Origin of the sequence: Nocardia sp. NPDC056100 (genome assembly GCF_042266325.1) — a bacterium.
Lineage (GTDB): Bacteria > Actinomycetota > Actinomycetes > Mycobacteriales > Mycobacteriaceae > Nocardia.
Map to the genome: position 1 here is coordinate 1,217,865 of NZ_JBHJVY010000001.1, position 20,788 is coordinate 1,238,652.

General features: G+C 66.0%; 19 protein-coding genes. 7 read left to right on the plus strand and 12 right to left on the minus strand.

From position 1 onward, the window contains the following. The first annotated feature begins 10 nt into the window (after window positions 1–10). Together ACFC0O_RS05615 and ACFC0O_RS05620 are read left to right on the plus strand one after the other, a co-directional pair. On the plus strand, window positions 11–1,006 hold the full coding sequence (locus tag ACFC0O_RS05615; protein WP_375954106.1) for a GlxA family transcriptional regulator: 996 nt from the start codon (window positions 11–13) through the stop codon (window positions 1,004–1,006). After that, window positions 1,003–1,728 carry a VOC family protein gene (locus ACFC0O_RS05620; protein ID WP_375954108.1) on the plus strand — a complete coding sequence of 242 codons (726 nt, stop codon included), beginning with the start codon at window positions 1,003–1,005 and terminating at the stop codon, window positions 1,726–1,728. Before ACFC0O_RS05615 ends, ACFC0O_RS05620 begins: the two co-directional genes overlap by 4 nt. Window positions 1,729–1,754: 26 nt before the next feature. On the opposite strand, the gene ACFC0O_RS05625 is transcribed toward ACFC0O_RS05620, so the two are convergent. From ACFC0O_RS05625 to ACFC0O_RS05655, 7 genes are all read right to left on the minus strand, one after another. Then, entirely contained in the window at window positions 1,755–2,327 is a 573-nt protein-coding gene (locus ACFC0O_RS05625; protein WP_375954110.1) for a hypothetical protein, read from the minus strand. Then, window positions 2,327–2,833, minus strand: coding sequence for a F0F1 ATP synthase subunit B (locus ACFC0O_RS05630; RefSeq protein ID WP_364631541.1), 507 nt, complete (start codon window positions 2,831–2,833; stop codon window positions 2,327–2,329). Before ACFC0O_RS05630 ends, ACFC0O_RS05625 begins: the two co-directional genes overlap by 1 nt. A gap of 7 nt (window positions 2,834–2,840) precedes the next feature. Next, window positions 2,841–3,098: a F0F1 ATP synthase subunit C gene (locus tag ACFC0O_RS05635; protein WP_364631538.1), complete on the minus strand. Its 258-nt coding sequence runs from the start codon at window positions 3,096–3,098 to the stop codon at window positions 2,841–2,843. A 44-nt stretch (window positions 3,099–3,142) separates the two neighbouring features. After that, window positions 3,143–3,892: a F0F1 ATP synthase subunit A gene (gene atpB / locus ACFC0O_RS05640; protein WP_375955967.1), complete on the minus strand. Its 750-nt coding sequence runs from the start codon at window positions 3,890–3,892 to the stop codon at window positions 3,143–3,145. A gap of 29 nt (window positions 3,893–3,921) precedes the next feature. Beyond that, entirely contained in the window at window positions 3,922–4,350 is a 429-nt protein-coding gene (locus tag ACFC0O_RS05645; protein ID WP_375954112.1) for a hypothetical protein, read from the minus strand. Window positions 4,351–4,475: 125 nt separating this feature from the next. Next, entirely contained in the window at window positions 4,476–6,080 is a 1,605-nt protein-coding gene (locus ACFC0O_RS05650) for a cation acetate symporter (RefSeq protein ID WP_375954114.1), read from the minus strand. Beyond that, window positions 6,077–6,415, minus strand: a complete 339-nt coding sequence (locus ACFC0O_RS05655) for a DUF485 domain-containing protein (protein ID WP_375954116.1) — start codon at window positions 6,413–6,415, stop codon at window positions 6,077–6,079. Before ACFC0O_RS05655 ends, ACFC0O_RS05650 begins: the two co-directional genes overlap by 4 nt. A gap of 213 nt (window positions 6,416–6,628) precedes the next feature. On the opposite strand from ACFC0O_RS05655, the gene ACFC0O_RS05660 reads away from it, so the two are divergent. Next, entirely contained in the window at window positions 6,629–8,146 is a 1,518-nt protein-coding gene (locus ACFC0O_RS05660; protein ID WP_375954118.1) for a methyltransferase, read from the plus strand. Between the two features lie 460 nt (window positions 8,147–8,606). Next, window positions 8,607–9,575 (plus strand): sigma-70 family RNA polymerase sigma factor, encoded by a 969-nt coding sequence (locus tag ACFC0O_RS05665; protein WP_364631520.1) that lies wholly within the window; start codon window positions 8,607–8,609, stop codon window positions 9,573–9,575. A 147-nt stretch (window positions 9,576–9,722) separates the two neighbouring features. Here the strand turns inward: ACFC0O_RS05665 and ACFC0O_RS05670 are convergent, their stop codons facing one another. Both ACFC0O_RS05670 and ACFC0O_RS05675 read right to left on the minus strand, forming a co-directional pair. After that, complete coding sequence (locus ACFC0O_RS05670) at window positions 9,723–11,819, minus strand: glycogen debranching N-terminal domain-containing protein (RefSeq protein WP_375954120.1); 2,097 nt, start codon at window positions 11,817–11,819, stop codon at window positions 9,723–9,725. Continuing rightward, on the minus strand, window positions 11,816–13,060 hold the full coding sequence (locus ACFC0O_RS05675) for a glycosyltransferase family 4 protein (protein WP_375954121.1): 1,245 nt from the start codon (window positions 13,058–13,060) through the stop codon (window positions 11,816–11,818). The genes ACFC0O_RS05670 and ACFC0O_RS05675 overlap by 4 nt, the downstream gene beginning before the upstream one ends. Before the next feature lie 168 nt (window positions 13,061–13,228). On the opposite strand from ACFC0O_RS05675, the gene ACFC0O_RS05680 reads away from it, so the two are divergent. Continuing rightward, window positions 13,229–14,077, plus strand: coding sequence for a class I SAM-dependent methyltransferase (locus tag ACFC0O_RS05680; RefSeq protein ID WP_375954123.1), 849 nt, complete (start codon window positions 13,229–13,231; stop codon window positions 14,075–14,077). A gap of 15 nt (window positions 14,078–14,092) precedes the next feature. Here the strand turns inward: ACFC0O_RS05680 and ACFC0O_RS05685 are convergent, their stop codons facing one another. After that, entirely contained in the window at window positions 14,093–14,902 is an 810-nt protein-coding gene (locus ACFC0O_RS05685) for a helix-turn-helix domain-containing protein (RefSeq protein ID WP_375954125.1), read from the minus strand. An 86-nt stretch (window positions 14,903–14,988) separates the two neighbouring features. On the opposite strand from ACFC0O_RS05685, the gene ACFC0O_RS05690 reads away from it, so the two are divergent. Next, window positions 14,989–15,840, plus strand: coding sequence for an NAD(P)H-binding protein (locus ACFC0O_RS05690; protein ID WP_375954127.1), 852 nt, complete (start codon window positions 14,989–14,991; stop codon window positions 15,838–15,840). Here ACFC0O_RS05690 and ACFC0O_RS05695 read toward each other — a convergent pair. Further along, window positions 15,830–16,402 carry a TetR/AcrR family transcriptional regulator gene (locus tag ACFC0O_RS05695; RefSeq protein WP_375954128.1) on the minus strand — a complete coding sequence of 191 codons (573 nt, stop codon included), beginning with the start codon at window positions 16,400–16,402 and terminating at the stop codon, window positions 15,830–15,832. The genes ACFC0O_RS05690 and ACFC0O_RS05695 overlap by 11 nt on opposite strands. An 83-nt stretch (window positions 16,403–16,485) precedes the next feature. Between ACFC0O_RS05695 and ACFC0O_RS05700 the strand changes: the two genes are divergently transcribed. Continuing rightward, window positions 16,486–18,009, plus strand: a complete 1,524-nt coding sequence (locus tag ACFC0O_RS05700; protein ID WP_375954130.1) for an MDR family MFS transporter — start codon at window positions 16,486–16,488, stop codon at window positions 18,007–18,009. Here the strand turns inward: ACFC0O_RS05700 and ppc are convergent. Then, window positions 18,006–20,768 carry a phosphoenolpyruvate carboxylase gene (gene ppc / locus ACFC0O_RS05705; protein ID WP_375954132.1) on the minus strand — a complete coding sequence of 921 codons (2,763 nt, stop codon included), beginning with the start codon at window positions 20,766–20,768 and terminating at the stop codon, window positions 18,006–18,008. The genes ACFC0O_RS05700 and ppc overlap by 4 nt on opposite strands. Between the last annotated feature and the right edge of the window lie 20 nt (window positions 20,769–20,788).

Consider the following 20,788-nt stretch of genomic DNA (forward strand, 5'->3'; position numbering starts at 1 on the left):
GAGGCCGGTGATGGGCACACCGCATCTGGTGGCCGTACTGGCGCTGGAACCGCTGATCGGATTCGATATGACGATTCCGCCGCTGGTACTCGGCGAGGCCAAGGACGAATCGGGCCGTCCGCTCTACAACGTGCAGATCTGCGGATTGCAAGCGGGACAGCCGATTTCCAGCACCAACGGCTTCCTGGTGATCCCGAAGTTCGGCCCGGAACTGCTCGCCCGCGCCGATACGGTGATCGTGCCCGGCACCAGAATCGCGGAACCGCGCACCCAGGGCGTACTGCCGCCGGAACTGACCGACGCCCTGCGCGCGATTCGCCCGGACGCCCGTATCGTCTCCATCTGCACCGGCGCTTTCGTCCTGGCCGCGGCGGGCCTGCTGGACGGCAGGCGCGCCACCACGCACTGGAATTTCGCCGATATGTTCCGCTCGCTGTATCCGGCGGTCCGGCTCGATGAGAACCTGCTCTTCGTACAGGACGAAAACATCTGGTCCTCAGCGGGTTTGGCCGCGGGCATCGATCTGTGCCTGCATCTGATCCGCACCGACCACGGCAGCGCGGTGGCCAATAACGCCGCCCGCTACTGCGTGGTCCCGCCGTGGCGCGAGGGCGGGCAATCGCAGTTCATCGAACAGCAGGTCCCCGAACCGGGCAATGACGGCACCGCGCCCACCCGGTTGTGGGCGCTGCATCAGTTGCATCGAGAACTGGACCTGAACACCCTGGCCGCGCACGCGTGCATGAGCGTGCGCACCTTCACCCGCCGATTCAAGGCCGAAACCGGAATGGCCCCCGGCGCATGGGTATTGCAGCAGCGCCTGCGCCACGCCCGCCAACTGCTGGAGACCACCGATCTGGCGATCGACGAGGTGGCCCGATCCGCGGGTATGGGCACCGCGGCCTCGCTGCGGCATCACATGCGCGCCGAACTCGGTGTGCCGCCGCTGACCTACCGCAAGACGTTCCGCAAAGACTGGCAACGCGAGAGTTTGGAGACGGTATGACGATTCGATGGGTCTGGGCGTTCATCGACACTCCCGCGGCACGATTCGACGAGAGCGCGGAGTTCTGGCGCACCATCACCGGCAGCGCGCTCTCGGCCAAACGCGGCGAGAACTCCGAATTCCTCACGCTGCTACCGGATTCCGGCGCACCCTCGGTGAAGATGCAGGCCGTGCCCGAAGGACCGCGCATCCATCTGGACCTGGACGTCGAGGATGTCCGGGCGGAGGCGGCGCGAGCGGAAAAGCTCGGGGCCACAGTGGTTCTCGAACATCCGGACTACACCGTGCTGAGGTCACCGCACGGAATGATCTTCTGCCTGACTCCGGCGGGCAACGAGGGTGATATCGCACCCGTGGTCACCGGCCCGGAGGGTGATCGCAGCCGACTGGATCAGGTCTGCCTGGATATCGGCCAGACCGATCACGCCGAGGAGGTCCGCTTCTGGACCGAGCTCACCGGCTGGCGCTGGACGCCCGGCACACTGCCCGAATACTCCAGGCTCACACCGGATTTCACGTTGCCGGTGAAACTGCTGCTGCAACGCCTGGACGAAAACCGCCCGACCGGCGCGCATCTCGATCTGGCCTGCGACGATATCGACAAGACCGCGACCTGGCATGAAGAACTCGGCGCGCGACGCGTGCGGTGGGGCCGGGAATGGCTGGTAATGACCGATCCGGCCGGTCAGCACTACTGCCTGACCGGCCGGGATCCGGACTAACCGTGTCTATGTCACACGATTTCTGATCAATTCAACCCGGTCTGCGGCTGCTGCCGTACGGCCGGGGTCGAGTTGGCCAGGGCCTCGAGATCGGCGAGGAAACGCTCCACGCTCTCGGACCTGGCCTGCGGGGTGCCGATCTGCTCGCGCACCTTCTCTTCGGTGAGAGCCAGCATGGCGGCCGAGAGATCGGCCTCCAGATCGCGCATCAACTGCCTGCGGTACTGCAGGATCTGATCGCGGCCCTGTTTGCGGACCCGTTCGACTTCCTCGGCCGCCGCCTCCCGCATTTGCGCGATGATGCGATCGGCATCGGTGCGGGCGTCGGCCCGCATGCGCTCGAGTTCGGCCTTGGCTTCGGCGATGGCGCTGTCGTAGGCGGATTTCGCGTCGGTCAGCCGATCGGCCGCGTCCGCGCTCTCCTCCAGCTGACGCCGGACGGTGTCCTGCGCCTTGGTCATTATCTTCTTCAATGGTGGCAAGATGTATTTCACGAAGATCCATACGATGACGACGAACCCGAACAGCTGGCTGAAGAACACCGGCCAATCGAAGGAGATGTCGTAAATCGCCTCGGCGAGTACGCCGTTCGTGTGCATCAGGGCGTCCCCCTGCCTCTCTGCTGACCGGCGCTGGTCCGGGGTCTATCCTTCACGCCGAGCATGCGATCGGCGAGATTCTGGGCCAGCGGTTCGACGTCCTCGCGGAGTTCGGCGGCGACCTGATCGGCCTCGGCACGCAAATGTGCCGAGGATTCGGCGACGATGTGATCGACCTCGTTCTTGGCGTCGCCACGGAGTTCTTCGAGTATTGCCCGGCCTTCGGCACGCGCCTGGTTCCGGATCTCGGCCGCTTCGGACCGAGCCTGTTCCAGTGCGGTCTGGTATCTGGCCTCGGCCTCGGCGAACAGTTCGGTCGCCGATTTCGCGGTCGCTGCCGTCTCTTCGACCCGAGCCTCCCGTTCCGCCAGCACCTTTCGGATCGGCGGGACCACGAAGAACATGATGACCCCGAGCACGATCAGGAAGATCGCCAGCTCGACGAAGAAGGTGCCGTTGGGAATCAGGAAGTTCCCCGCGGCCTCCACATCTGTTCTCGGAGACATGATTACGCTACTTACCGGGAGTCGCGAATACGAAAAGCGCCATGAACGCCAGGTTGATGAAGTACGCCGCTTCCACCAGACCGACGGTCAGGAAGAAGTTACCGCGCAGGCGGCCTTCCGCCTCGGGCTGCCGGGTGACGCCATTGATCAATGCCGCGCCGGCGAGACCGTCACCGATACCAGCGCCGATCGCACCGCCCGCCAGGATGATGCCGCCGCCGATAAGAGCGCCCTGGATGATACTCGCGGTTGCTGGGTCTGCCATTTTTCACTTCCTTTGTGGAAATCCTCACCGAACAGCGGTGCCGATCAGTGCTTTTCATCCTCCAGCGACATCGACTGGCTGAAGTAGAGGACGGTCAGCAGGGAGAAGATGAATGCCTGGATCGCGCCGACGAAAAGGTCGAACAACTTCCATATCGCATTCGGGCCCCAGCTGATCCAGAACGGGAACAGCGTGATCACCGCGACCATGACGCCACCGGCGAACATATTGCCGAAAAGTCGCAGCGCCAGGGAAAGCGGTTTGGCGATTTCCTCGATCACATTGATGAAAACCATGGGGCCCCAACCGGTGTGACCCTTGAGCAATTGTTTGGCGTGTGTGCCCGGCCCGCGCCGCGATACACCCGCGGCGTGATACGCCACGAATACGAACAGCGCCAGCGCGTACACGAAGTTGACATCCGAGGCCGGCGGGGCGATCAATTCCCCGGAGCCGTACTGCACCGGCAGCACCGATAACCAATTGGACAGCAGGATGAACGTGAACAGCGTGACCGCCAGTGGCAGCACGAAGGGGGCGACGCGCATGCCGATGGCGGTCTCCACCTGATTGCGCATCTGCACGGTGACGGCCTCGAAGAACAGCTGAACACCGTTGGGGACACCGGAAGTGAGCTTCACGCGCAGATAGAAGGCTAGTCCGAGCACGATGAGCGCGGCCACGGTGGTCGACACGATGGTGTCGACATTGAACTCCAGGCCCCACAGGTGCGCGACGGCGTGATCACCGACGTGGATCTTCGGCTCCGAGCCCTCATCGGCGCTCAGGATCATATTTGCGGTCAGCTGGGCGACGGGATGGCTCATGGCTGCTGTCGGAGCCCTTTCACTTCGGGCAATGCGGTGTGCAGTACCAGAATCAATTGAAAGACGGCCAGCCCGAAGAAGATTCCGACCCCGTAGGGGCGCGTGAAGAACGCGACGAGAATGGACAGGCCGGTGAGTATGAGTAAGCGCGCGGCTGAGGACAATGCGAGCTTCTGCTTGCTCGGAGTTTCCGCATCGGTGATGCGGACAATGGACATCCACGTCACTTGCGCATTGATCCAACCGAGAGCCAGTCCGGCGCTTATGAATACGCCGAGCAACAATCGATCGAACACTCCGGTCGCCGCAAGGACCAGTACGCCGAGTGCGACGACAATAATCGTCGCACGGCGCATTCGGAGCCTGTTGACGTCCACCTGGAACACCGCCTCGCCATCATCCCACCTCGCAGTGGGGCTGTGCATGACCGAAGCATACACAGCCCAACCACGTTGCGTAGCAGTATTTTTGATCTTCGAATTTTTCGATCTTGCAATGCCGGAACGGTTTTCAGCGACACCGTAGCGACAATTTCTTTAATCTCTTATTACTATTTCTTTTCCGCGCCTATGCCGGACAGGGATCGCACCTGCATCTCGGCATACTTCGCATTATTGCGTTCCGAGGAAAGCACCGTTCCCAGCCAGCCGAAAGCGAACGAAACCGGGATGGACACCAGCCCCGGGTTCGCGAGCGGAAACCAGTGGAAGTCCATGGTTTTGATCATGGACGTGGGCGTCCCGGAAACCGCCGGGGAGAACACGATGAGCACGATGGTGACCGCCAGCCCACCGTAGATGCTGCTCAGCGCCCCGGCGGTATTGAAGCGCCGCCAGAACAGCGAGTAGAGCAGCGTCGGCAGATTCGCCGAAGCCGCCACCGCGAACGCCAGGGCAACCAGGAAGGCAACATTCTGGTTCTTCGCCAGAATGCCGCCCACGATCGCCAGCGCGCCGATCACCACCGCGGTGATGCGCGCGACCGTCACCTCATTGTCCTTGGCGTCGGGACTGCCGCGCTTGATGACATTGGCGTACACATCGTGCGCGAACGAGGCCGAGGCGGTGATGGTGAGCCCGGCGACCACCGCCAAGATCGTCGCGAAGGCCACGGCCGCAACGAATCCCAGCAGCACCGGACCGCCGAGTTCGAGCGCGAGCAGCGGTGCGGCGGCATTCTCCTTACCCGGTGCTTTGGCGATCTTCTCCGGTCCGACCAGTGCGCCCGCACCGTAGCCGAGCACCAGGGTGAACAGGTAGAAGACGCCAATCAGCCCGATGGCCCAGACCACCGACCGCCGTGCGTCCTTGGCCGTCGGCACCGTATAGAAGCGCATCAGCACATGCGGCAGACCCGCCGTTCCGAGCACCAGAGCCAGTGCGAGAGACAGGAAGTCGAGTTTGGACGTCCCGTTCTTGCCGTATTTCACCCCCGGCTCGAGCAGCTTCTCCCCCACCTTGCCGCCGTGATCGACCGCGTCCTGTAGCAGGCTGGACAGGTTCATCCCGTACCTGGCGAGCACCCAGACCGTCATGGCACCGGCGGCGGCGATCAGCAACGCCGCCTTGACGATCTGCACCCAGGTGGTGCCCTTCATACCGCCAACCAGCACGTACACGATCATGATCGCGCCGACCACCGCGATCACGAGATTCTGTCCGGCACCGCCGGATACGCCGAGCAGCAGCGATACCAGCACGCCCGCGCCCGCCATCTGCGCGAGCAGATAGAACAGACTCACCGCGAGCGTGGAGGTGGCCGCCGCGGCCCGCACCGGACGCTGTCGCATCCGGAAGGCCAGCACATCGCCGAGCGTGAATTTGCCTGTGTTGCGCAGTAATTCGGCGACCAGCAGCAGCGCTACCAGCCAGGCCACCAGAAAGCCGATCGAATAGAGGAAGCCGTCGTAGCCGGACAGCGCGATGGCTCCCGCGATGCCGAGGAAGCTGGCGGCGGACAGATAGTCGCCCGAGATGGCGATCCCGTTCTGCGGTCCCGAGAAAGCCCGCCCGGCCGCGTAATAGTCTGTGGCCGTTCGAGTATCACGGCTGGCCCAGAACACTATGCCCAGCGTGATGACCACGAAGATCGCGAAGATGGTGATGTTCAGCCCCGGCCGGCTGCCCTCGACGGCCGTCGCCATATATACGGTCATGCGCGCGGACCTTCCACTTCATCCCTGATCGCATCGGCGATCGGATCCAGCCTGCGATCGGCATAGCGCACGTACACGCCGGTGATGACGAAGGTCGAGAGGAATTGCAGCAGGCCGAGAATCAGCCCGAGGTTGATATTCCCGGCGACCTTGGTGGCCATGAAATCGTGCGCGTAGTCCGCGAGCAGTACGTACAGCGCGTACCAGGCCAGGAACAGTGCGGTCATGGGGAAGACGAAGAGCCGGAAGCGCCGGCGTAGTCGCTGGAATTCGGGGCTGTCGTAGATCTGCTGCCAGTCCGGCTCGGGTCCGCCGGTCTCGATATCGGATGTCATCCGCGATACCTCCCTTGTGAACCAGGTCACAGTAGCAACGAATATCGGTCCGAGCGGTCGGAATAACCGCAGGTGAGATCGTTCAATGATGTTGAAGTGAGCGGGAATTCACGCGTCCTGCGCCCGGCGCACATTCGGCGAACCCAGCGATACGACGCGGGAACCGGGGCCGCCCGAATATGCCCGAAGATTGCGGTGGCAGAGTTCCCACTCATGCCGACGAATCAGACGACCGCCTCGTCCCTGCTCGCCGACCTAGCCCCCGATCTCCGCAAGGCGCTGACCCGAGTCCGCTACGACTCCGATTCCCTCCTCGAGGTACTGGGCGACGAGGCGCATGCCGCGCTCTGGCGCTCCGAGCCGGTGCCGGTGCGCCGCGCCGCCCGCGATGCCGGAGAACTCGGCACGCTGGTGCGCCTGCTGCTGCTCGGTGACGCAATGCCCGAGCGCGAGGTGGCGGCCGCGCTGGCCCCGGTCGATATCGACCGTGCGGTCACGGCCGGGCTACTCGAACGCGATGGCGGCGATATCCGCCCCGCACTGGATCTGCGCCCGCTCGATCTCGGCGACGGCACCCGCTGGGTGCTCTCCGACCTCGACGACTCCATGCGCCGCCGCACCCTCGACACCGATCATGTGCTCGGCGTCGGCCAGGCATCCCTGTCCCTGCTGCGCGCCACCCCGACCCGTCCGGTCGGCACCGTGCTCGATCTCGGCACCGGCTGCGGCGTACAGGCCATTCACGCCGCGTCCTACGGCAAGCAGGTCACCGGCACCGATCTCAACAAGCGCGCGCTCTGGCTGGCCGAGGCCACCGCCGCGCTCAACGGCCTGGATATCGAACTGCGACAGGGCTCCTGGTACGAGCCGGTCGCGGGCCGCCGCTTCGATCAGGTGGTCGCCAATCCCCCGTTCGTGGTCGGCCCGGCGCGCGTCGAGCACACATATAGGGATAGCGGCCTCGCCATGGACGGTGCGAGCGAACTCGTCATCTCCGGAATGCCCGCCATGCTGAACCCCGGCGGCACGGCCGCACTGCTGGCCTCCTGGGTGCACGTGGAGGGTGAGGACTGGCGCGCGCGGGTATCGAGCTGGCTGCCCGATCAGGGGGTGGACGCGTGGATCGTGCAGCGCGATATCGCCGATCCCGCGCTGTACGTCGGAACCTGGTTGCGCGATGCCGGATTGGATCCGCGCGAACCGCAGGCACAGGAACAGGCCGAGCGCTGGTTGCAGGCGTTCACCGACGCCAAGGTCGACGGCATCGGCTTCGGCGTGGTCTATCTGCGCGATATAGAAGGCCCCACCGAGATCCTGGCCGAGGACCTCACCCATCCCTTCGAGGATCCGCTGGGCAATGAGGCGAGCCGCTACTTCGAGCGCTCGGCGTGGCTGCGCGCGGTGGCCACCGATCCGGACCTGGTGCTGGCGAGCCGTTTCGAAGTCGATTCCAAGAGCGCGCTGGAACGCGTCTACCTCCCGGGAGCCGAAGGCTGGGAGCAGCAGGTGGCCCGCCTGCACCGCGGCGACGGTCCGCTCTGGCAGCACGAGGTGGATGACGCCACCGCCGCACTGCTGGCCGGTATGCGCCCGGACGGGCTGCCGCTGAGTGAATTGGTGGAACTGCTGGCCTTCAGCGAGACCGGCGGTGCGGCCACCCCCGAATTCGAGTCCGCGGTGCTGGGCGTGGTGGTCGGTTTGGTCCGGCACGGCCTGATCCACCCGCGCTGACGAACCTGTCCCTCCGCGCTGACACCTCAGCCCGGGTCCGACTTCCGGCCGCCGACGCACTCCGCTCGGCGGCCGGTTCGTTTCCGCCCCGTGACCAGGAGTTTATCTGATCTCCGTGAGCTATCTCACGTTTGGATCTCATCCGGCGGGTACCTCTGGAATGCCTCCGACCTGCGGATCGTTACACAGAGACTCGAACGACCAGCGGCAGGGCAAGGCCCGTACACACGTATTCGATTGCCGCGCTCCGAAGTTCGGGTTCCGGCGGCGGCAACCACCCGGATAACGATGGCCGCCGATCGGGTTCCGAAGTTCCGCACTGTACGCCCTTCTCAGGAACTTCTCAGCCGTCGATAGCGGAAACCGCAGCTCAGATACGGTTTATAAGCGCCATCGCTGGGAACTTTCCTGATGTCGGGTCCGTTGAACGGAGCGAGACACCACCGACAGGAGGCAAGTCATGACAAGCCCCGCCACCACTGACGTGCGCATCAGCGAACAGGACCTCGACGCCCAGAGCCCCGCAGCCGACCTGGTACGCGTGTACCTGAATGGCATTGGCAAGACCGCGCTGCTCACGGCCGCCGACGAGGTCGAGCTGGCGAAGCGCATCGAGGCGGGCCTCTACGCTCAGCACCTGCTGGAAACGGGTAAGCGATTGTCCGCGGCCAAGAAGAAGGATCTCGCGATCCTGGTTCGCGAAGGACAGTCCGCCCGCCAGCACCTGCTCGAAGCCAACCTGCGCCTCGTGGTTTCTCTGGCCAAGCGATACACCGGCCGCGGTATGCCGCTGCTGGACCTGATCCAGGAGGGCAACCTGGGTCTGATTCGCGCCATGGAGAAATTCGACTACACCAAGGGCTTCAAGTTCTCGACGTACGCCACCTGGTGGATTCGTCAGGCGATCACCCGCGGTATGGCCGACCAGAGTCGCACCATCCGGCTGCCCGTGCATCTGGTGGAGCAGGTCAACAAGCTTGCCAGGATCAAGCGCGAACTGCACCAGCAGCTCGGGCGCGAGGCCACCGATGCCGAACTGGCCCGCGAATCGGGTATCCCGCAGGAGAAGATCGCCGATCTGCTGGACCACAGCCGCGATCCGGTATCGCTGGATATGCCGGTCGGCAATGACGAAGAGGCCCCGCTCGGCGATTTCATCGAGGATTCCGAGGCCACCTCGGCCGAGTCCGCGGTGATCGCGGGTCTGCTGCATCGCGACGTCCGAGTGGTGCTCGCCACCCTCGACGAGCGGGAACAGCAGGTCATCCGGCTGCGCTACGGCCTGGACGACGGCCAGCCGCGCACCCTCGATCAGATCGGCAAGCTCTTCGGGCTGTCCCGCGAGCGCGTCCGCCAGATCGAACGCGAGGTCATGTCCAAGCTCCGCAAGGGTGAGCGCGCCGACAGACTGCGCGCCTACGCGAGCTGATATCAAGCGGCCGAACGGTTTTCCGTTCGGCCGCTGCTCCATCTTCGGGCCGTCATACGAGGCGCCGGTCCGAGATACGCCAGCCGGTTCCCGTATTCCGTTGTCCCCCTCCGGAAAGCGCGAGTCGGCTGGCGCTTCGCTGTCCGCTCAGCCCTGATTCAGTCGCCAGTCCTCGGGCAGGCCCTCCACGGTGATGGTGTCGCCGTGCGCCTCGATGGTCACCACGGCGGTACCCAGGCGCAGATCCGAGAGGCGAATGCGGCCCGCCCGCGCCGGAAGCCTGGGCGCGACATTGAGCGTTCGGTTCGGCACATCCGGGGCCAGACCCAGGAATGAGCGCATCAGCAGCAGCGGTGCGGCACTGGACCACGCCTGCGGGGAGCAGGAAGTCGGGTACGGGACGGGGGAATGGAATTCGGGGCGGGGGAAGCCGCAGAAGAGTTCGGGCGGGCGGGCGTCGAATTCGGCGATCGCCTCCAGCAGACCCACCGACAGGCGCTCGGCCAGTTCGAACGCCCCCGGAATGTGGCGGTAGCGGAGCAGTCCGGCGACCACGATCGCGGTGTCATGCGGCCACACCGAGCCGGTGTGATAGCCCATCGGGTTGTAGCGGCGAGCGGTGGAAGACAGTGTGCGCAAGCCGAATCCGCTGTCCAGGTCGGCGCCGCCGAGGCTCGCGATGAGGGCTTCGGCGCGCTCGTCCTCGACGATGCCGGTCCACAGGCAGTGGCCCGCATTGCTGGTGGCGGTGTCGACCTGTTGCTTGGCACCGTCCAGGGCGAGGGCGTAGCGGTTCTCCGAGGGCATCCAGAAGGCTTGATCGAAGCGCTGTTTCAAATCCTGAGCCTGAGCGCGCAGGCGCTGGGCGAGGGCGGGATCGCCGAAGGCTTCGGCCAGATCGGCCCGGCCCAGGCGGGCGGCGTAGACGTAGCCCTGCACCTCGCACAGGGCCAGCGGCGGATCGGCGAGGCGGCCGTCGGCGAAGCTGATCGCGTCCCAGCTGTCCTTCCAGCCCTGATTGGCCAGTCCTCGATCGGTTTTGCGGCGGTATTCGACGAAGCCGTCACCGTCGCTGTCGCCGTACTCGTCGATCCAGGCCAGCGCGGCGTCGGCGGCGGGCAGCAGTTCGGCGATGGCGGAGCGGTCCACACCCCATTGCAGGCATTCGGCCAGCAGCATGACGAAAAGCGGTGTGGCGTCGGCGGTTCCGTAATAGACGCTGCCGCCGAGCACGGCATCGCCGCCCGGGCCGTGCCGCATTTCGTGCATGATGCGGCCGGGTTCCTCCTCGGTGAGCGGATTGTGCTGTGTGCCTTGGAGTTTCGCCAGCTGCCGGAGCGTGCCCAGGGCCAGTGCCGAATCCAGCACCAGCGCCATCCACGAGGTGAGCAGGCTGTCGCGGCCGAACAGGGCCATGAACCAGGGTGCGCCCGCGGCCACGTACGCGGTGCCGTTGTTCGGATCGTCCATGCGCAGTGCGCCGAGGTCGCTCTCGGTGCGCTGCAGGATGGCGTTCAGGCCCGCACCGCTGGCGGTGAGGCTGGTGGCGGTGGCGCGCCACTGCCGAATCTTGTTGGACGGGTTGTCATTCGAATCGTCGTCCAGGTTCACCGCGACCGGATGGTGTCCGACGATCGGCTGGCACAGCACCACGGTCTGCCAGGTGGAGCGGCGCGGGACGACGATATGCCAGCTCAGCGAACCCGGTTGTGCGACAGGGTCTTCGGTGGCGGTGATGACGAGGCCGCGCCCGGAATTGGCGCGGTCGGTCAGCCGCAGCATGCCCTGGTCGGCGGCGAGTTCACAACCGCCGCTGTGCACTCGGCCGTCCTTGACCGCGAACAGATCCGCGAAATCGGAGTCCGCGGCGAGCGTGACCGTCATGGCGGTGTCCTCGTCGCCGAGATTGTGCACCGTGATGGTCTCGCGCATACCCTCGCCGATCATGCGGCGGCGCAGCACCAGCACCGTGGCGTCGGCGACACCGTGATTGGGCGGTTTGCGGGTCACGAAGCGGGCCCGGAACGCCTCCGCCATCATGACCGCGAGGTGTTCCGGCGGATGGCTGTCCAGCCGCAGTTCCCAGCGCGAGAGCAGCCGGGCGTCCCGGTAGAACAGTCCCTGGGCGGTACCCGGATGGATATCGCCCAATTGGTCGGAGAGACAGAAGGATCCGGCCTCCACCAGGGTGACGATCCCGCGACCGTCTACCGGTGATGGAGGCCCGGCATTGAAAATGCTCATCGGCGGCTCACTGCGGCGGTATCGGGCACGGTCATCGCGACGGCATCGGGCACCGCGCCGGCGACGGCGTCCGGCACCGCCCGGGCGGCGGTTTCGGCGGCGACCTTCGCGGTGTGAATCACGCTGCGGTAGTCCGCGACTCGCGAGGGAGTGCGATCCATGCCGTCGTCCATGGCACCGTGGTACGCCGCTTCGTAACCGCGCACGAAGTGATCGGCGGCGAAGAGCCGCTCCACCCGCTCGCGGCAGGCGTACGGATCGATCTCCCCGGCCCGGTCGATGGCCGCGGGCAATTCCGCGGGGTCCTCACAGATGAAGCCCGTGACCCCGTGTTCGATGACCTCCGCGACCGCACCGCCGCGCAGGGCGATCACCGGGGTGCCGCAGACCATCGCCTCGATCATCACCAAACCGAACGGCTCCTCCCACTGGATCGGAAACAGCAGACAGCGCGCGCCCGCCAGCAGTTCCCGCTTGGCGATGGCGTCGGCCTCGCCGAAAACCTGATCGGACGCGGTGAGCAGCGGCTTGATCGCCTGTTCGAAGTACGCCTTCTCGGGCGGTTCATTGCATTTACCCGCCAGAATCAGCCGCAAACCCGCGGCATGCGCGGCCGCGAGGGCGAGATCGGGCGCTTTCGACGGTGAATACCGGCCCAGGAACAGCCCGTAATCCATTTTCTCGGCTCGGAACGGCCATTCCTCCGGTCGAATCGCATTGTGCACGCGGGCAATCCAAGGCAATCCCGGGGCCAATTCGCGCTGCCGATCACTGATGGCGATCAGGTGGGCACTGCGGTCGAAGGATTCGTAGTACTCGCGCATATCCGCATCGACCGGACCGTGCACCGTCACCACCGTCGGGATGCCGAGCAGCCGATAGGCGGCAGCGTTGAGCGGACCCGCGAAGGTGTGGTCATGCACGATGTCCACCGGGTCCTCGGCATGGAGTTCCTCGATGATCCGGCACACCTTCATAGCATTCACGACTTCGGGAAATGTTTCACCGAGGCGCGCGGTGAGCACCTCGTCCCAGACCCGGATGAACCGCGCCTTGGTCCCGGCGCGACCCGCGCCGAGCAGCGTCACCCGGTGTCCCCGATCGACCAGCGAATCGGCGAGCGTCGCGACCATGGCCTCGACGCCGCCGTATCCGGCGGGTGGAATATCGAAGTAGGGTGGCGCGACCAGCACTATATGCAGGGGCTGTGCGGAGTATTCGGCCGAGAGTTCGAAAGTCATTCCAATCTCCTCGTCGTTGAGGTCTGAATGAATATCGAAAGCCAATCGACGTATCTATTACCTCGGCAATCCAATCGCAAACATCCCCCGCTGGCGGCGGCCGCCGGTGTCCTCTAGAACTGACTGGGGACGCCCGCAGACCGCCGGGCGGGCGAAGGAGTCGGGCAGATGGCATCCGCCGAACCACTGGTGAACCACGTATCCGATACCGCGCGCTGGGTGGCTGCCCGCCGGGCCGCCGAATCGGCCCGGCCCGACGCGCTGTTCCGTGATCCGCTGGCCGATCGCCTCGCGGGTGAGCGCGGCCGTGAGATCGCCGCGGCGGCCGGGCGCAAACTCGATGACGACTGGTACTTCGTGACCCGCACCAGGCTGATCGACGACCAGATCGCCACCGCCGTCGCCGAGGGCTGCGATGCCGTGCTGAATCTCGGTGCGGGCCTGGACACCCGCCCCTACCGCATGGACCTGCCCGCCGAATTGCGCTGGATCGAAGCCGATCTGCCGGGCCTGATCGCGGAGAAGAACACCCTGCTGGCCGCCGAGACCCCCGCGTGCCGATTGAGCCGCACCGCAATCGATCTCACCGATTCGGACGCGCTGGCGGCCTTCCTGGATTCCGCCCTCGCGGATATCGGGCGGGCCCTCATCGTGACCGAGGGGCTGCTCATGTACCTGCCCGAACCCGATGTCGTAGCCCTGTCCAAGTCCTTCACCCGTCCCGACATCGCGGGCTGGTGCCTCGAACTCAGCACCCCCGGGGTGGCCAAGCTGATGGCCGATCGCAAGGTCGGGCTGCTCGAACAGTCCCCCATGCGATTCCTCCCCGCGAATGGCATCGCCTTCTTCGAAACCCACGGCTGGACAGTCGAATACCTCGAACCGATAGCGGCGGGCGCCAACCGATTCGGCCGCCTCACCACCCCGCTGCACCGCGCCGCGCTCGAGGGTCCGCAGCCCGATCCCCGCGCACCCGGCGACTGGCCGTACACGGCGGTCACCCGACTGGGCCGCTGATCGGCGCGGCGGCCCTCACAGACGCGTGGTCCGCTGGCACGCGGTGGGGGCGGGCAGATCGCCCCTGACGAACTTGCCGGGTGTGACTCCCATCAGGGCGCGGAAGTCGGATGTCAGGTGGGATTGGTCGAAATAGCCTGTGGTGGTGGCGATATCGGACCAGGGGGTGTTTCCCGCCGCCGCCAGGACCTGGCGGATTCGGGTGATGCGGGCGTAATGCTTGGGTGAGACGCCGACACCGGCGGTGAAGAGGTTGCGCAGTTGGCGTTCGCTGACCGCGAGGGTGGTCGCCACTTCGGGCATCGGGGTGGAGCGGTGGATGGCGGCGACCGCGGTGTCGAGCAGGCGGCGATGTTCGCGGCGGGTGGAGCTCTCCGAAAGTGCGCGCGGGAGTGCGGATTCCAGAAAGGTGAGCACCTCATCGAGGTCGATCTCGGTGAGCGCTCCCGCGAGATCGGCCGCGGGGCCGGGCATATCGGCCAGCCGCAGGACACGGTCGGTGAGATCGGCTGCGGGAGCGCCCAATAGCGGCTGGGCGACGCCGGGAGCCAATCGGAGCCGGAGGCAGCCCAGGGGTTCTTTCGCACCGGCGTAGGTGGCGCGGGTGCGCGGGCCGATCACCAGGGCGTCGCGACGACCGGAGGGCTCCGCGCGCAGCACGATCGTGGTCGCGGCGTGCGGGAGATGGGTGAAGCGCGGGGGCAGATCGGTGCGGGGGTCGATGCGGCCGATCTCGGTGATCCAGGGGCGCAATGCCTCCGAGGGCGGCAGGGCGTCCTCGAAGCCGTCGGCGGTCACCACGGCCGGGTTCATCAGAGCGGTCACCCGATCCACTGTAGGCCGTGCGGAGTCCCCGAAGTGTGCCGGTTTTTCCTATAGCGCGAGGTAGGGGCGGCGGCATTGTTGGCAGCATGATCGTTATCACCGGTGCAACCGGAACCATTGGCAGTGCGGTCGTGCGGCAGCTGGCGGCACGAGAAGTGAAGGTGCGGGCCGTGACCCGCGATCCCGAGGCGGCACAGCTGCCCGAAGGCGTGGAGGTGGTGCGCGGTGACTACGCCGACACCGATTCCATGGCAGCGGCTTTCGAAGGTGCCGAGGCCGCGTTCATCGTGGGCTTGCTCGGCCCGGAGTTCGTCGAACTGGACCGTGCGCTGGTGAACGCCGCGCGCGCAGCCGGAGTCCGGCGGATCGTGAAGCTGTCGGCCATCGGCACCGGCGAACCGGAATTGGGTCGCGTCGGCACCTGGCATCTGGCCGGTGAACAGGCCGTTCGGGACAGCGGGGTGGCGTGGACGATCCTGCGGCCCAGCAGTTTCGCGAGCAATACGCTCAGCTGGTCACCCATGATCCAGGCCGGTCAGGCGGTGCCGAATCTGACCGGTGATGGCACGCAGGGCGTCATCGATCCGCGCGATGTCGCCGCCGTAGCCGTGGAAACCCTGCTCTCGGATACGCATTCGGGCCGCATCCTCACTCTCACCGGCCCGGATCTGCTCACCACCCGCGATCAGGCCGCCGCACTGTCCGCCGTGCTGAACCGGCCGATCGAGGTGGCCGATATCGACCAGGACCGAGCCCGCGAATTCATGCTCGGCGCGGGCATGTCCGAGGAATTCGCGGACGGCGCATCCGCCGGGCAGGCATTCGTGCGCGCGGGCGGCAATGCCATCGTCACCGATGATGTGGAGCGAGTGCTCGGCCGCGCACCCGGCACCTACGCGGCCTGGGCCCGCGATCACGCCGCGGCGTTCACTTCCTGACGATCGGACCCCAGCCGGTTTCGAGCAGTTCGAAGATGCGAGTGAAGTCCGCGGCCGGTGTCTCACCGCGCCGCGCGACGTCCATCGCGCCGAAGACGAAGTGCGCCAGTGCTCTAACGGCGACATCGTCCGGATCGCGGCCCAGATCCTCGGCGATCGCTCGTGCCAGCGCACCTTCGTGACGCTGCCACATGCGCCGGAAATAGCCGGTGAGCACCGGGGTTTCGTGCACGAGGCGCATGAAGTCCCGCATTTCCTGGGTCTCCCCGCCCGCGGCGGATTCCAAGAACGCGTCGCGGAGGCCCTCGAGCACCGTGGTGCCGGGCGCGCGATCGCGGACGGCGGCGATCAGGCCCTGTTCGCGATCGGCGTCGAGGTCGAAAACAAGCGATTCCTTCCCGTCCGGGAAGTGCGCGAAGAGCGTGGGCACCGAGACATCGGCGGCCTCGGCGATCTCCTTGACGCTGACCGCGTCGTAACCGCGCTCGATGAACAGCCGCATGGCCACATCGGCCAGGTTCTTGCGGGTCTGTGCCTTCTTCCGCTCGCGCAGTCCACTCATGACCGCATCGTAGCCGACTGACCTAAGTCGTACAAATTTTTAACTCCATTGAATTTTTTAAGTCGTTATGTTTTTCTGGAGTCATGACCGGAACAATCACGGCTCGGACCACCCCGCACAATGTGCGCTGGGTGCTGCTGGGCGTCATGCTCGCCATGCTGCTGGGAATGCTCGACAACATGATCGTCGGCACCGCCATGCCGACGATCGTCGGTGAACTCGGCGGCCTCGAACACCTGTCCTGGGTGGTCTCCGCCTACACGCTGGCGACCGCCGCATCCACCCCGATCTGGGCCAAACTGGGAGACCTGTTCGGCCGCAAGAACAATTTCCTCGCCTCGATCGTGATCTTCCTGATCGGCTCCGGACTGTCCGGAGCCGCGCAGAGCATGGAGCAGCTCATCGGATTCCGAGTGCTCCAGGGCATCGGCGCGGGCGGGCTGGCCGCCGGCGCGATGGCCATCATCGGCGAACTGATTCCGCCGCGTGAGCGCGCCAAGTACATGGGCATGACCGCCTCGGTCATGGCATTGGCGACCATCGGCGGACCGCTGCTCGGCGGTATCGTCACCGACAACTTCGGCTGGCGCTGGGCCTTCTACCTCAACCTGCCGCTCGGACTCATCGCCCTGGTGTGGTGCCAGACCACACTGCATCTGACCGCGCGGCGGCCCAATGCCAAGATCGACTATCCGGGCGCGGCCCTGCTCACCGTCACCATCTCCGCGATCGTGCTCGCCACCACCTGGGGCGGCAACCAATATGCTTGGGGCTCAGCGCAAATGCTCACCGTGATCGCGGTGGCGGTGCTCGGGCTCGCCGCGTTCGCGTGGTCGCAGACCCGCGCGACCGAGCCGATCATCCCGCTCGGGCTGTTCACCAATCGCAACTTCACCCTGACCGCGATCCTGTCGGCGGTGGCCGGTGTGGCCATGTTCGGCGCGGTGAGCTTCCTGCCGCTGTTCCAGCAGACCGTGCAGGGCGCGTCCGCCTCGAATTCGGGACTGCTCCTGCTGCCGATGATGGTGCCCGTCATCGTGGTCTCCCAGATCGCGGGCCGGGTGATGAGCAGAACCGGTCGCTACAAGGTTTTTCCGATCCTCGGCGCGCTCTTCCTGACCGCGGGCAGCATCGCCATGGCCACGGTCGATACCGGCACCAGCCGACTCACCTCGGGCAGCTACATGGTGCTGCTGGGCGCGGGTATGGGATTCCTCATGCAGATGACCATGCTGATCGCGCAGAACAGCGTGGCCATGAAGGACATCGGCGCGGCATCGGGGGTGTCCACCCTGTTCCGCACGCTGGGCGGCTCCTTCGGGGTGGCGCTGTTCGGTGCGCTGTTCAACCGGCAGCTCACCGCCGCAATGACCGGACAGGGCAATACCACTGGCGCGCAACCGGATCCGTCCGCGCTGGGCAAGCTGCCCGCCGCCGTGCGCGATGCCTACCTGCACGGGGTGGCATCCGGTATCCACAGCATCTTCCTGTGGTCGGCGGTGCTGTGCGCGATCGGTGTGATCGCCGCCCTCGCCATCGTGGAGGTGCCACTGCGGCAGATGGGCGCGCCCGCGGCGGCCGCGCCCGTCAAGGAACCCGCTGTCTAGCCGGAGTTGCGCAGGGCGGTGGCCAGGCCGTTCATGGTGAGCAGGATGCCGCGTTCGACCAGTTCGGAGTCATCGCCCGCGCGCCGGCGGCGCAATAGCTCGACCTGGAGTTGGTTGATGGGTTCGAGGTAGGGGAAACGATTATGGATGGATTCGGCCAGGGCCGGGTTATCGGAGAGCAGTTCGTCCGCGCCGGTGATGGCGGCGTGCATGCGGGCGGTGCGGTTGAACTCATCGCAGATCATGCCGAAGACGGTGGCGCGCAAGGTTTCATCGGGGACCAGTTCGGCGTAGGTGGCCGCGATATCCATATCGGCCTTCGCCATGACCTGCGCCAGGTTCGACAGCACCGTCTGGAAGAACGGCCAGCGGCGGTAGAGATCGGCCAACTGCGCGAGGCGTTCCGGGTCGTCGCCGATCCACTCCTCGATGGCGGATCCGGTGCCGTACCAGCCCGGGAGCATCACCCGGGATTGACTCCAGGACATCACCCAGGGGATGGCGCGCAGGTCGTAGACGGAGTTCGTCGGTTTGCGCGAGGCCGGGCGACTGCCGAGATTGAGATCCGCGACTTCGGCGACCGGGGTGGAGGCGCGGAAATACTCGACGAATCCAGGGGTTTCGTGGACCAGGCGCGAATACGCCTGGCGCGCAAGCTCGGCCAACTCGTCCAATACCGCGTAGGCGGGTTCGGCATCGTCACCGAGGCCCTCCACATCCAGCAGCGTGGATTCCAGAGTGCCCGCCACCAGGGCTTCCAGATTGCGGTAGGCGGTGCCCGCCTCCGCGTATTTGGTGGAGATGACCTCGCCCTGTTCGGTCAGGCGCAGCGAACCCCGCACCGCGCCCGCGGGCTGGGCCAGGATGGCGTCATAGCTGCGGCCGCCGCCACGACCGACGGTGCCGCCGCGACCGTGGAAGAGCCGCATGCGAATTCCGGTTTTGCGCGCGGTGTCGATCAGGTCCAGCTCGGCCCGATACAGCGCCCAGTTGGCGGCCAGGTATCCGCCGTCCTTATTGGAGTCGGAGTAGCCGAGCATGATCTCCTGCTGCATGCCGCGCGCCCGCACCAACCGCGCGTACGCGGGAACTTCCAATGCGGCGGAAAGGATTTCGGCACCGCCGCGCAGATCGTCGATGGTCTCGAAGAGCGGCACCACGCCCACCGAACTCGACGGCGGCGTATCGGCGTCACCCGGATCCAGGATGCCCGCCTCCTTGAGCAGCAGCGCGGCCTCGAGCATATCGCTGACCGAGGTGCACATGCTGATGATGTAGTTGGGCACCGTATCCGGCCCCAGATCATCGATGGCGGCCTTGGCGGCGCGCACCACCGCGAGCTCCTTGGCGGCCAATTCACTGAGATCGGCGACCGGGCTGACAAGTGGCCTGCGCGTGGTCAATTCGGCGGCGAGCAGCTCCACCCGCTGCGCCTCGTCCAGCGCGGCGTAGTCCGAATGCACTCCGGCCCAGGCGAACAGCTCGGCGACCACCTGCTCGTGGGTTTCGGAGTTCTGCCGCAGATCCAGGCCCTGCAAATGGAAGCCGAAGGTCTCCACCGCACCGCGCAGCGCGGCGAGCTGATCATCGGCGAGCAGACCGTCACCCGAGGCGCGCATGGACGCGTCGACCACATTCAGATCAGCGAGCAATTCCTGTGGTCCGGCATACGGCCGCGCCCCGACATCGACTCCCTCCGTGGGGATTTCATCGAGGGCCTGCCGCGCCGAGGCGGTGAGCCGCGCCCGGATGCCGCGAATGGCGCGGCGATACGGTTCGTCGGCGCGCTGCGGTGAGTCATCGAATCCGGCATCGGCCAGGGCCGCCAGTTCGGGTGTCACCGGTACCAGGCGCGCCGACTGCGAGAGCGATTTCTCCAGTTCGACAAGGGATTTCGAATACCGCTCGAAGGCGACCGATCCGGCGCGATGGGTGGCGCGGTGCACCACGTCCGCGGTGACGAAGGGATTGCCGTCCCGGTCGCCGCCGATCCAGGAGCCGGGCCGCAGCATCGGCCGGGACAGCAGCTCGTGTTCGGGCCAGCGGGCGCGCAGAGCGTCGCGCAGATCGGCATTGATCTTCGGGATCACCTCGAACAGCGTGAGGTCGTAGTACCGCAGGCCGACCTCGATCTCGTCCTGAATGCGCAAGCGCGCCAGGCGAATCAGCGCGGCCCGCCACAGCTGCAGCACCTGCCGCCGGATATCGGTGTCGATGACGGCGAATTCGGCCTCGTGCTCACCGTAGCGCTGGCGCTGCTTCATGAGTTCGGTGATGCGCGCCTGCACATCGAAGATGGTGCGCCGCCGGGTTTCGGTGGGGTGCGCGGTGATGACGGGCGAGACCAGGGCGTCACTGAGCAGATCGGCGACCAGATCGCCATCGGGCCGCGCGGCGTCGAGTTTGCGATAGGTGGCCGCCAGACTGGAGTCCTGGGGCGGCTCCCCCGCCGCGATATGCACCGCGCGCCGGCGATCGCGCTGCAGATCCTCGGCCAGATTCGCGAGCAGTAGGAAGTGGCTGAAGGCGCGAATCACCGGTATCGCGGTGGCTATGTCGAGATCGCGCAGCATATCGGCGACCGCATCGCGATCCACCTCCTCGCGGCGAATCTTGAACGCCTCCACCCGGACCCGTTCGATCAGGTCGAAGACGTCCGCGCCCTCGTGATCGCGAATCGTTTCCCCGAGGATGCCGCCCAGGAACCGGATGTCATCGCGCAGTGGCGCGGTCGCCGTTTCGATCTGGTTCTCCCGCATACGATCACCTCTCCTTGCCG